15 protein-coding genes are annotated in these 12,409 nt (G+C 35.6%); 10 read left to right on the top strand and 5 right to left on the bottom strand.

Annotation, left to right across the window (positions count from 1 at the left end; genetic code table 11):
* Nucleotides 1-16 precede the first annotated feature (16 nt).
* The 4 genes from NYE61_RS00075 (at nt 17) to NYE61_RS00060 (ending at nt 2,674) form a co-directional block, all read left to right on the top strand.
* On the top strand, nt 17-874 hold the full coding sequence (locus tag NYE61_RS00075; RefSeq protein ID WP_095308423.1) for a metallophosphoesterase: 858 nt from the start codon (nt 17-19) through the stop codon (nt 872-874).
* Nucleotides 875-1,167: 293 nt separating this feature from the next.
* A complete protein-coding gene (locus tag NYE61_RS00070; RefSeq protein ID WP_095308422.1) occupies nt 1,168-1,737 on the top strand; it encodes an SCO family protein in 570 nt (189 codons plus the stop codon).
* Between the two features lie 195 nt (nt 1,738-1,932).
* A complete protein-coding gene (locus tag NYE61_RS00065; protein WP_095308420.1) occupies nt 1,933-2,406 on the top strand; it encodes a YkyB family protein in 474 nt (157 codons plus the stop codon).
* Between the two features lie 67 nt (nt 2,407-2,473).
* A complete protein-coding gene (locus NYE61_RS00060) occupies nt 2,474-2,674 on the top strand; it encodes a hypothetical protein (RefSeq protein ID WP_095308419.1) in 201 nt (66 codons plus the stop codon).
* 176 nt (nt 2,675-2,850) lie between these two features.
* Here the strand turns inward: NYE61_RS00060 and NYE61_RS00055 are convergent, their stop codons facing one another.
* Nucleotides 2,851-3,174, bottom strand: coding sequence for a hypothetical protein (locus NYE61_RS00055; RefSeq protein WP_303448236.1), 324 nt, complete (start codon nt 3,172-3,174; stop codon nt 2,851-2,853).
* Between the two features lie 130 nt (nt 3,175-3,304).
* On the opposite strand from NYE61_RS00055, the gene NYE61_RS00050 reads away from it, so the two are divergent.
* On the top strand, nt 3,305-4,216 hold the full coding sequence (locus NYE61_RS00050) for an EamA family transporter (protein ID WP_303448237.1): 912 nt from the start codon (nt 3,305-3,307) through the stop codon (nt 4,214-4,216).
* A gap of 330 nt (nt 4,217-4,546) precedes the next feature.
* Here the strand turns inward: NYE61_RS00050 and NYE61_RS00045 are convergent, their stop codons facing one another.
* Nucleotides 4,547-4,708 (bottom strand): FbpB family small basic protein, encoded by a 162-nt coding sequence (locus NYE61_RS00045; RefSeq protein WP_095308415.1) that lies wholly within the window; start codon nt 4,706-4,708, stop codon nt 4,547-4,549.
* 150 nt (nt 4,709-4,858) lie between these two features.
* Between NYE61_RS00045 and NYE61_RS00040 the strand changes: the two genes are divergently transcribed.
* On the top strand, nt 4,859-6,022 hold the full coding sequence (locus NYE61_RS00040; protein ID WP_303448238.1) for an aminotransferase A: 1,164 nt from the start codon (nt 4,859-4,861) through the stop codon (nt 6,020-6,022).
* A gap of 38 nt (nt 6,023-6,060) precedes the next feature.
* Here NYE61_RS00040 and NYE61_RS00035 read toward each other — a convergent pair whose 3' ends face one another.
* Nucleotides 6,061-6,237 (bottom strand): aspartyl-phosphate phosphatase Spo0E family protein, encoded by a 177-nt coding sequence (locus NYE61_RS00035; protein ID WP_095308413.1) that lies wholly within the window; start codon nt 6,235-6,237, stop codon nt 6,061-6,063.
* A gap of 271 nt (nt 6,238-6,508) precedes the next feature.
* Between NYE61_RS00035 and lepB the strand changes: the two genes are divergently transcribed.
* From lepB to NYE61_RS00015, 4 genes are all read left to right on the top strand, one after another.
* The gene (gene lepB, locus NYE61_RS00030; RefSeq protein WP_095308412.1) at nt 6,509-7,033 is read left to right on the top strand and encodes a signal peptidase I; all 525 of its coding nucleotides are present in this window, start codon (nt 6,509-6,511) and stop codon (nt 7,031-7,033) included.
* 424 nt (nt 7,034-7,457) lie between these two features.
* Nucleotides 7,458-8,618: a zinc-ribbon domain-containing protein gene (locus tag NYE61_RS00025; RefSeq protein WP_303448239.1), complete on the top strand. Its 1,161-nt coding sequence runs from the start codon at nt 7,458-7,460 to the stop codon at nt 8,616-8,618.
* A gap of 77 nt (nt 8,619-8,695) precedes the next feature.
* Complete coding sequence (locus NYE61_RS00020; RefSeq protein WP_095308409.1) at nt 8,696-9,835, top strand: trypsin-like peptidase domain-containing protein; 1,140 nt, start codon at nt 8,696-8,698, stop codon at nt 9,833-9,835.
* A 137-nt stretch (nt 9,836-9,972) separates the two neighbouring features.
* Nucleotides 9,973-10,110 carry a YjcZ family sporulation protein gene (locus NYE61_RS00015; protein WP_095308408.1) on the top strand — a complete coding sequence of 46 codons (138 nt, stop codon included), beginning with the start codon at nt 9,973-9,975 and terminating at the stop codon, nt 10,108-10,110.
* A gap of 121 nt (nt 10,111-10,231) precedes the next feature.
* On the opposite strand, the gene NYE61_RS00010 is transcribed toward NYE61_RS00015, so the two are convergent.
* Both NYE61_RS00010 and NYE61_RS00005 read right to left on the bottom strand, forming a co-directional pair.
* The gene (locus tag NYE61_RS00010; RefSeq protein ID WP_303448247.1) at nt 10,232-11,590 is read right to left on the bottom strand and encodes a TrkH family potassium uptake protein; all 1,359 of its coding nucleotides are present in this window, start codon (nt 11,588-11,590) and stop codon (nt 10,232-10,234) included.
* Between the two features lie 46 nt (nt 11,591-11,636).
* Entirely contained in the window at nt 11,637-12,047 is a 411-nt protein-coding gene (locus tag NYE61_RS00005; RefSeq protein WP_095308407.1) for a YwpF-like family protein, read from the bottom strand.
* Between the last annotated feature and the right edge of the window lie 362 nt (nt 12,048-12,409).

Below are 12,409 nucleotides of genomic sequence, written 5' to 3'. Positions count from 1 at the left end.
GAAAGGTATGACAAAGATGAATCGACGTACTTTTATTAAAAGATCCATTGGAAGCTTGCTTACTTTCATTGGTCTTAGCGGTGGCACCTACTATTATTCTAAAGAAATTGAAACACACTTATTAAAAGTTACCGAAGAAACCATTTCTTCCCCTAAAATAGATCCCATTTTTAATAATTTCAAAGTAATTCAGTTTTCGGATACACATATTGGATTTCATTACTCATTAAATCAGCTTAAAGAACTTGCGAGGAAAATAAATGCACTAAACCCCGATTTGATTGTTTTTACTGGTGACCTAGTTGACGAACCTAATAATTATCATTGGGGACAAGAGCTAAACAACATTCTTTTATCGATGCAAGCAACCTACGGCAAGTATTGGATATATGGAAATCATGATCATGGCGGCTACGGGACGGATATTGTTTATGAAGTGATGGAACAATCAGGTTTCAATTTACTCCAAAACTCTCATGCTATTATTACAAAGGATAACTCCCATTTCACGCTTGCAGGTGTCGATGATGTCATGCTCGGAAATCCCGATTTAACTGAAGCTTTAAATGAAGCAAATCCCAACCTTTTCACTCTACTGCTTGCACATGAACCTGATTACGCGGATACTGCAGCCGAATTCCCTATTGATGTCCAACTCTCTGGCCATAGTCACGGTGGTCAGGTGCGATTTCCGTTTATTGGAGATTTATATACACCCTTGCTTGCAGAAAAATATGTTCAAGGTAAATATTACTTAAACGACGATAAATTTAAACTATTCGTAAACAGTGGAATTGGAACAACAAGATTACCATATCGCTTCCTTTGCAAGCCGGAATTGCATGTTTACACACTTCAAAATCAGCACATATAATCTAAGAACTTCATTCAAGAAAGTTCCTAATATCCCTGCTGAATATATAGTGGTATGACCGCCTGGTTTTTGAGCAGAAGTAGAATTTTATGGAATGCCCCCCATCTTTACGTACTTCTTTTCGTCATCCATGGATGTGTGAGTGACATTCCATAATGCCTGAAATTGTCATAAAGAATTCATCGGAATGTGCAGCGAATTTAACAGGCAATGTTATACTTACTTTAAATATTGCAAGGGTTATCTTAAAAAAGGTCTTTCAATTATAGATTAGATTTGGAAAGGAGATTCTAATGAAGCATTTATTTATACTTTTAGGACTTAGTATCCTTTTATCAGCTTGCGGAGGATATGCAATCGATTCAAACATCTCCGAAATGGTTACAGACTTTGAGTTTACAACCCAAGACAATGAAACATTAAGCCTTGAGAATCTAAAAGGTGAATGGTGGATTGCTGATTTCATTTTTACAAATTGCACAACAGTATGCCTGCCAATGACCGCAAACATGGCTGCATTACAAACAAAACTTGAAGATGAAGGAATTGATGCGAAGCTTGTGTCGTTTAGCGTTGATCCTGATTTTGATTCACCTGATGTGCTGAAGGCATATGGTAAGAGCTATGATGCGGATTTCACTAATTGGTACTTTCTTACTGGATATGATTTCAATACAATCAAAGAACTTTCTGTCAATTCTTTTCGAAACCTTGTAGAAGCTCCCCCTGAAGGATCTGATCAAGTATATCACGGAACCCGATTTTTCCTTGTAAGTCCTGAAGGCGAAGTAATCAAATACTATAGCGGTACAGAATCAAATGAAATAGATTTAATTGTTAATGATTTAAAGAAAGTTCAATAGTTTACGTTTCAAAATCTGAAGAGCGGAAGTAGACCTGCCACTCTTCTTTTTTTAATTTTCCCACAGGAAATTGTTGGCTATGCAGCTAAGTGAATAATGCATCTCACCCAAATATAAAAAATAATATTTATTTGCCACCGGACAAGCTTTGGGGTACGATAGGTTTAGGATTGAACGATGGAAAGGAGAAAAATAATGAAGCAGGACATACCACTGCAAGACTTGGCTCAAGCGCTTTTCACTATTAATCGCCATGCAAAAACAGCACCTGAACCAAAGCATTTATATCAAATTAAAAAAGCAACAATCAATAAATTATTGGACGAAAATAGAGCTGAAAAAATAGGTCTACATTTTTCAGATCATCCAAAGCGCAGTAATCAACATTCAACATTACTTGTGAAAGTAGATGATTATTTTTTCCATGTACCTCCATCAAAGGAAGACTTCAAACAGCTAAAACATCTTGGTTCCCTTGACCAAAACTATCGGAACCCCCAATCAAAGATGTCATTATCTCAAGCGAAACGGATTGTCTACCGATTTATTGATTGGAAACCGGAAAAGAAAGAGCAGCATAGGCAAAAACGTTACACTTCATCCTACTATACTCCTTCCGCACTAGGAAAAATGGAATGGCCTCCAACTAGTTCACGTCGTAATTCGTAACTCCAACTCCTGTATGTTTATTCCTTATTGACTTAAGGGTATCACACAATCAAAGGAGGAGTTTACCATGCAAGAGCTTCAAAATTTTGTTTATGAATTGCAACGCTACGCGGATCAAACACACACCTTGAAGGACGCGTTTGAGAAGCTCTCCGAAACAGAGAAAGAGTTAGTAATGAATGTAGCCCCACCAAGGTTAAAAGCACCTAACGAATATTTCCAGCCCGTATATGAGTGGCTGGAAGCAATCCATCGATTACGAGAATAAAATGGTTAAAGCACATTGCAGTCTAAACTGCATGTGCTTTTTTTATGGAAATTATATAGGATGTTTCTATACGTGCCGTCTACCAAACAGCCACGTTCAAATTGATATATCATCAATCAGACCGCTTGCACTTTAGTTCACCTTTTTCTATTTAGTTGGATTTAAACTTATCTATGTTAATTTATGATAAAATGCTTAATCAATATCGCGATTGATAAGAGGAATCCAAATAAGGATATGCTTTGAAGTGCAATTTTTGCCACATCCATCTCATTCCCGACTATTAAGTCTATTCCAGAAACGATAGCTATGACAAATAAGCTACTGATAGTGTAGATAAGAAGTCTATCAAATTTCATTTGAACTACCCATATAATAAGTGATTTCACACAAAAATATAGAATCAGTATACTTACAAGGCCACAAAATAAATAAACATAATTCGCATCAAAACCAACATTACCAATATGGATAAATGACATTAGTTCAATGTGCTTCAATCCGCTCCCATCCCTCCGAAACTGTTTATTTAACCATTCTTTCCAATGTTTTTATTTCATATACTTTATTCGTTTCATTCTTTTGCTATACTCTAAGATAAATACGATGAGAACAAGGAGGGAATATGGATTGAATAAACCTATATTATTTATTATTTTGGGTGCTGCACTCTGGGGAACAATTGGCTGGTTTGTGAAACATCTTTACGCTTTTGGTTTCACTCCAATGGAAGTTGTTACTTTACGAGTATGGTCTTCAGCTATTATATTAATTATATACATGCTTAGCCTTTCACCGAGCAATCTGAAGTTAAAGCATTATAGCGACGTTAAATATTTCATCGGGACTGGAGTATGCAGTATAATATTTTTTAATTACTGTATGTTTACTGCCATTGAATTGTCTACTATACCGATAGCTACAGCTCTGTTATATACTGGACCAACTTTTGTAACAATTATTTCCTTTTTCTTATTTAAAGAGCCTTTCACACGCATCAAAATTATTGCCCTTTTTATGACTTTATTGGGAACGTGTTTAGTGGTTGGCTTATCACCAGGAAATTTGAATAACCTTGACTTCGCAAGTATATTATTTGGTCTTGGTTCTGGTTTGGGATATGCACTATACAGTATTTTCAGCAAATATTCCTTACAAAAGTATTCCAGTTTACAAGTAACGTCATTTACATTTATTGTTGCTGCAGTGACACTTCTACCCTTTTTTCCATATCAGGAAAAGTTCTCATTGCTGCTCGATGCAACAGCTTTATTCTATGCAATAGGGCTCGGCATTTTGCCAACTGCATTGGCATACATACTCTATACGTATGGCTTACAGTATACAGAAGCCTCAAAAGCTTCTATCTTATCAACTATCGAACCAGTTGTAGCAACACTAATTGGTATATTTATTTTTCTAGAGACCTTTACATTTGTACAAATGCTAGGTATGAGCTGTATTATTGGAGCTGTGCTGATCGTCCAGCTCTACGGGAGAAACAAACGAGTCTATAAACAAAAGAGCAAATCTATCCTTTAACGGTTAGTGAAATAATTTTATTCAAAATATCATATAGTACCTTTTCAAAAAAGAGGATAAAAGGAACCAAAAATTCAAGAAGTTTTGAGTACCGGGCTTCTACATGATATAGACGTTTTTACAAAAGTTCATTGCATCCTTTAACATGTGATGAATGAAAAAAAAAAAACAACGAGTTTACACAGATTGTGGTGACTTTGACATTTTATACATGTCGGTCTTAGTTGAATGTCTTCTGCTCTCGCCGTGTCATTTTTCCCGGACTTTTTTGAACATCCTCATATATACACAAAAGCAGGAATGTTTTCACATCCTGCTCTATGTAACTCCTTAACGATTCATTTCAAGATCCTTATTTCGGAGAGCTTTTACATTTGCTTCTTGCCTTTTCTCTAAACGCATCTCTATTTGTGTAATTCTCTCTTCGTCATTTAATAGATCTTGCTTATTTTGCTTAACTAGTTGTTCAAAATTTAATGCTCTAGGTCTCATCTGTTACACTCCTTATAATGTTCTAACTATATTATACCTCAAATTAATCGTTATAAATCGAAATTATTTGAACATTTTATTAAAAAATTGTCACACTTCTTCAAAATTTTGTCATATTATATTATTTTACAAGAAAAGGCGGTAATTTCCATGCAATCTTTAATCAATAGTAATGTTAAAAATATCCAAATATCAGGTATCCGACGATTTTTTCAAATGGTTGCCGACGAAAAGGATGTAGTCCAACTCACAATTGGTCAACCCGACTTCCACACACCAGATTATGTAAAAACAGCAGCATCAGATGCAATATTCCAAAATAAAACGACGTATACATATAATGCTGGTATTATCGAATTAAGAAAGACTATCGCTTCATTCAATGAAACAAATTATGGAATCAGTTATAATCCAGCTTCAGAGATTATTGTAACTACCGGTGCTTCACAAGCAATTGATATTACATTTCGCACGATTCTTTCTCCGGGAGATGAAGTCATTTTACCTGGACCAATCTATCCCGGTTACGAACCATTAATTACACTGGCAGGAGCCAAAGCTGTATTTGTCGATACAACTGGTTCTAATTTTAAACTAACCAAACAAGCATTAGCCGAAAAGATTACACCAAAAACTAAATGCGTTGTCCTGCCATATCCCTCAAACCCTACAGGGGCATCTTTTACAAAAGCAGAATTACGAGACTTAACCGATGCATTAAAGGATAAAGACATCTTTATTCTAGCAGATGAGATATACAGTGAATTACTTTTTGATAGAGAGCATGTTTCGATTGCAAGTTTTCCATCAGTAAAAAATAAAACAATCGTTATTAATGGTTTATCCAAATCACATTCCATGACAGGTTTTCGTATCGGCTACGTTTTAGCTCCTGCCTGGATAAGTGAACATATCTTAAAAGTTCATCAATATAATGTTTCATGTGCCTCATCTATTAGTCAGTATGCAGCATTAGAAGCTCTAACACGTAATTCAAACAGCGTTCAGTTCATGCGGGAAGCATATAAAAAAAGAAGAGACTATGTATATGAACGTTTAAATCGAATGGGTTTAACCGTAAGCAATCCCGATGGAGCCTTTTACTTTTTCCCTAAATTCCCAATTAAGGAAATGAGTTCGTTTGAACTCGGAATCGCTCTCGTCCAAAAAGGGAAAGTGGCTTTAGTTCCCGGCGATAGTTTCTCTTCATTGGGAGAAGGATACATGCGATTATCATATGCATATAATCTGGATACCTTAACAGAAGGACTGAACCGAATTGAATCCTTTTTACAACACGAGCAGTTACTGTAAATAGCAAAAGCTATATAAAATATCCACCCACATAGATATTAGCTTTTCGTTGATGTTGTTTCTTGTTTTACTTTTTCATAAAGGTTTAATAACCGATCAAGTTCTTGACTGATGTAGACAGATTCATTATCAGTAAATCCCTTTTTTAAAGCTACATCAGTCATTTTTTTACGCAAAAATTCAATACGACTAAGAATATTTTCAGTAGATTCCATTTAAAATAACATTCTCCATTCTTAACTAAATCTAATTTTCAATCATTTTCAGCAATAAGATAACAACCCAAAAAATTTTCCTCTCCCGAAAACAAAACAAACGTTCTTATTATAATTTAGTATACTATTTATAATCAAAATTACCAAATAATTAGAACAAAACTCCGATTATTTCTTTGTACAGTAAAACCCTTACATAAGTTAAAGTTCGATTACTTCCTATGTCTGTGGTACTATTAATATTGAAACTTGTACAGGAGGGGTGACTTCTATGTCGGAAGTCAAAAAGAAAAACGAATGGCTCGAATGGACGAAAGCTATCATTATAGCCATTTTAATCGCTCTTTTCCTTAGAACCTTTATCTTTGCGACCTCTATTGTAGAGGGGGAAAGTATGGATCCAACCTTAGAAGATGGAGAAAGAGTAATTTTTAATAAGATAATTTATATTTTAGGTGAACCAGACCGCGGAGATGTTGTCATCATTCAAAGGCCGACTAAAAATTATGTAAAAAGAATTATTGGGTTGCCTGGTGAGACCATTGAAATAAACGGAAGCGATCTTATTATCGACGGTAAGAAATATGTCCAAACCTTTTTAACGGATGATGCACTTTATAAAACCGGAAATATCGGACCACTTACCATCCCACAGAACAGCTATTTTGTTATGGGTGATAATCGGGCAATTAGTAAGGATAGTCGAAATGGGCTCGGATTTATTCAAGCTGAGGAAATAATTGGGAGATCCGAATTAATTATATATCCATTCAGTGAATGGGCATTAACGAAATAAAAAATCATACGTATCCTTTTTTAAAGGGGCGGCTCTTCGCTGCCCCTTTTCCTATTACTTTTCATTATCCAGCAAACAGTATCCTATGTTAAGCGCGAGAATTCCAAAACAAACTACACCAAATAAAATTTCCATCGATGTGGCACCCCTTTCATTTTACCTAACTGCTAACTTTACAATAATATATCTTAAACTTCCTCTATCATACCAATATCCTCACCCTAAATAAAGCAAAATATGATAAAATCATATAAGGAAATCTCAAGCAATTTAATTAGCTTTATATTAAAACAAAACATTCAATGGTACTATTTTATAAAACAAAAACCTTGTCAGGCAATGTTTTTAACGGTTACCAAGCTTGTCATTTCTTAGACAACACGAAGCACGGTATATGTGCAGTTAAAGCTGGAGGTGGCTTATCATGTTCCACTGCCCTTATTGCGGCACCAACGTAAAGGAAAAGGAACAATATTGTATTAAATGTGGTAGACCGTTACCAAATGATATAGAAAGCCGAATTTTTAATAAAAAGAAATTCAATAAATTCTGGCTTGTTCCAATAATCGTTGCTTTTCTTATTACCTCCTTTTCAGGGGTATATCACTTAATTTTAAAAAATCAAACTGCTGATGCTAAAGAGCTATATGCACAAGGGGAACAGCAATTCACAGAAGGGAACTATGAAGAAGCACAAAAGCTTTTCTCAAAATCGATCGATGTTCACCATAATTTTGAACAAGCAGAAACATCACTTAAGTTCTCTGATATTGCCATACAGATTGAGGAATCGTTAAATGATGCAAAACACTTACAAGAGGAAAAACGTTTCCAAGAAGCCAACACCATCATACATGATGCATCTGCGCTTTTAAATAATTATAATGGCTTAGCAGTTGACCAAATGATTAACCAAATAGAAACTGTCCGCAGCCATTTAAAAATCGCAGAGCTCACACATAACTTAGAGCAAGATCCTACTATCGATGACTTAAAGATTATGCTTTGGGATGCAGAAGCTATTAATCACGAGGGGGCGGACGAGCTTACACAGACAATACGTAACCAGATCATTGATTATTCCTTCACAAAAGCAAGTGAACAACTGAACCAAAAACAGTTTAATGATGCACTATTGTTAGTAGAAGACGGATTAAAATATGCACCAGAATCAGAAAAGCTTGATAGTCTTCAAATAACGATTGGAAAAGAGAAAACTGCATTTGAAACAGCTGTTCAGCAACGTATTGAGCAAGCAATGAATAGTGCTGCACAGGAAAATGAGTTAAATGAAAATGATGCGATTCAGCTCGTTTCTGCAAGTATAAAAAAGGATAAGCAAGACAACATCTTTGTTCAAGGCAAGGTAAAGAGCGTTGCCACTGTGCCGGTACACTCGGTGGTTATTGAATACACAATCAAAGAAAAAGATGGCTCGGAAATTCTGACAAACGAGGTTGTTACATTTCCAGATGTCCTCTATCCCGATGAAACTGGTAAATTTGAATTCACACATTATGATTTAGATAAAAAACCGAGCAATCTTGAAATAAAGATAAGTAAAATTACATGGTATACAGAATAATTCGAAGCAAAAAACGAGTTCAAAAAAAAGGATTAAATACAAGCTCTATAATAGTACCATCAACGAGGTGAACATCTATGCGAAGCAGGCGACACCTGCCTATTATTACATCGGTCATCATATTAATCATCGGCACGATTGTAATCTTTAATTTTCATAGTAACTGGAAAGCACAAGAAATTCCAATAAATAATCCGATGGTAACCAAAATTACACAGGATCTGGCGGCAATCGATTTAAAATCGATTATTCATGAAGCCGAAAAAACGGTCATACAAATTGAAGGTCAGAATGAGCAAAGTACCTTTACTGGTTCCGGTTTTCTATATAATGAAAAAGGTGACATTATTACCAATGCACATGTTATTAAAGATGCGGATGCAATTTACGTTCGTACCGCCAACGCCCAAATATATCCTGCTGCTGTCGTAGGAATCGGTGAAGATATTGATGTTGCTGTTATTCGAGTACCACAGTTAGCCAGTCGGACTCCCCTTTCTATTGCAACAGAACACATAGCTGAAATTGGCGATGAAGTAATTGCGCTTGGGAGCCCGCATGGCTTTCAGAATACAGTAACACTTGGTATTATTTCTGGTAGTGATCGTCATTTTAATGTGGACGGATATAATTACTCAAATGTTTACCAAATTTCAGCACAAATTTCTCAGGGGAATAGCGGTGGTCCATTAATCAAACGAGAAACTGGTGAAATTATTGGTATTAATTCTGTAGGAACACAAGACGGTACAATTGGTTTTAGCATTCCAATCGTCGAGGTGCTGGACCAGATCACACAATGGTCAAATGAAGCACAGAACGAACAGCTTGAATTCTCAAGTATTACAGACCTTATTCGTTCTTCTGATTCCGAGCAAGTACTTGATGGAGCAGTGTACTTAACCGAATACTTTTTAGAGAATATATCTATCCGCGACTATGTTGGAGCATATACTCTGCTTGGAAGTTCACTCCAATTGGATTCCTCCTATCAGGAATTCAGAAACAGGTATATTAACATCGTATCACTTGATTTTTCTGAAGTGGATAGCACCATTATTGAGAACAATCGAATCAAGACAGTGGTCGATATAACTATAGAACGGAATGTGCCGAATAAGCAGAAAACCAAAAAAGAAACGAAACCATATGAGTTTATTATAGGATATGAAAATGATCAATTAAAAATTCTCAGTTACAAGGAACAAGCTGAATAGAATAGTTATATGTAAAGGACTTTGTAGATTTTGGCCTTAAACATGGCGAACGATAATTCTAAAAATTAGTGCAAACGTCTATACACAATTTCCCTAATTGCATAAAGTAATACTGTACAATCGGGAGGTGAAAAAGCATGGGCTTTGGATATGGCGGATACGACTGTGGAGGAGGCTACAACTACGGCTGCGGTGGTGGCTACGGAAGCAACTTCGCACTAATCGTTGTGCTTTTTATACTATTGATTATTGTAGGAGCTGCGTTTTACTGCTAATCATTAAAAAAATGGCTTGTGCTAACCAACATATAGCACAAGCCACTTTTATTTTTATTTAAATGGAAGTAGTTGAATGCTGAATACCTTAACCTCATTGACAACATTTTTTTGTCATTATTTATCCAATAATAACTCTTTCTTTAGGATAACTGTATTTCTCTTTCTTTTTCTTTTTTGTAAACATGAGTAGAAAGGTTATAATTCCAACTCTCCCAATAAACATAAGCAACATAAGAAGTATTTTGCTAAACGTACTCAATTCTCCTGTAATTCCTAGTGACAATCCAACTGTTCCAAAGGCAGATGTTACCTCAAAAAGAATTTGATCTAATGAAAATGGTTCAACAATTGACATGAGTAAAATCGAGCTAAACACAAAAATAAATGCAACTAATGTAACTGTTACGGCTTTAGACATATCTCCCTCATAAATTTCCCGATTGAATATTCGTACACTCCTTCCACCACGAATATAAGTAATGATGAAAATTAACGCTAAAGCAAATGTTGTTGTTCGAATTCCTCCACCCGCACTGCTCGGTGAGGCCCCGATAAACATCAAGAACGAAAGAAATAAATGGTTTGATTCTGAAAGTAAGCTTACATCCATAGTTGATAGACCGCCACTCCTAGTTGTTACTGATTGGAATAAAGCGTAGAATAACGATTCATGCCATGATTTCCCCACAAAGAAATGATTTATATCCAGTAAAAAAATACCTAATGCCCCTACTCCAATTAAGGTGAAAAATGTGAACGTTGTTAGCTTTGTAAACAAACTGAACCGAAAGAAATTTCGCCTGCCCTTTTTAAAAAATACGTATTCCTTTACTTCTATCCAGACCGGGAAACCAATCGCTCCAAGGATAATTAACAACATATAAATAAATTGCACGAAATAGTCATGGTCGTACGGAATCAATGATTGACCAGTAATATCAAAACCCGCATTGGAAATAGCACTAATTGTGCCGAAAAAGCCATGCAAATATGCTTCACTTGCTGTTGGAAAATATCGTAGAAAATACGTCCCCAAAATAAGAAAACCAATAAATTCAATGACAAGTAATACATAAATTATTTGTTTGATTAAACGTACCATACCCTGAAAACTTGACTGGTTCTGATCCGTCATAATTAAACTTCTCTCTTTAAGGCCGATTCGTTTTCCTAGAACGAGCCAAATCAATGTGCCGATAGACATAATACCGACTGCACCTAATTGCATAATCATTGCAAGCACAATAACTCCGAGTGTACTTAACGAATCGACAATCGATATTGTACTTAATCCAGTAACACTAATTGCACTTACCGATGTAAATAACAAATCAACAAAGGCTATCTCTACTCCATCTTGATGTGTAAACGGTAATGCCAGTGTAAATGTGGATAGCAATACGGCAATAAAGTAGAACAATAATAACATTTGTACCGGTGATAAGCGATTTAATATCCGATACTTCGAATGATGCATTTTCATAATTTTTCTCCTAGCTGCTAAAAAATAGAATCAAAGAACACTAAGCCAGTTCTTTAAATTTTACAAGTAATTCCCTTCCCTGATAACCTTGCTCAATTAGGTCTGTTAGCAAGTCTTCAATTATGTGTTTTCTTCGGTCGATAATGGTACCGATAAACAACACATTGATCTTGTCTCCAATCTCATTTATTCCAAGAATAGTCGTGATAAACGTAGCAGGTTCATTGCTTTCTTTTGTAATCGTTGCTTGAACCATTATTTCCCCCTGCTCCCCATGAAGCTTATTGAAGTAATTAAGATATGATGTATCCGTGTAAGCTTCAATCAACCACTGTCCTTTATCATCTTCTCTGTTGATAATAAGACCATCAAGCAGCTTAATATTCGTTTGTTCGATCTCTTCATCATCATGGTCAACAACTTCTAAACGCTTCAACTTAAATGTCTTCACCTTACTCCCCTTCTTCCTGCTTCTAATTCATTAAATAGAGTGTATCAAAAAAAAACAAAAATTAGTATGTATCCATGAAATTTTTCTAAAGTATAGTCAAACCTTACTACAAACAACATAGCTAACCATTAAACCTTGACTTAACGAATGGATTACGAATAGAACAGTATATGGATTGTAAGTTTATATTTGAAAGAAACTGCGGAGTAATGTGCAATTATGGGTTGTGCGTATACCCGCTCCGGAAACACACTCCGCTTTTCGCGGGTGACCCGTGAGCATTCTTGAACTATCGTTCTACGAAGTCTCACTCTGGTCACGTATCCCGCAGAAGTCTACGTGTGTTTCCTCCGCTAGTACCG

Origin of the sequence: Oceanobacillus sp. FSL W7-1304 (genome assembly GCF_037969805.1) — a bacterium.
Lineage (GTDB): Bacteria > Bacillota > Bacilli > Bacillales > Amphibacillaceae > Oceanobacillus > Oceanobacillus profundus.
Note: the sequence above shows the minus strand (reverse complement) of the source record. Positions and strands in the feature narration are given on the sequence as shown.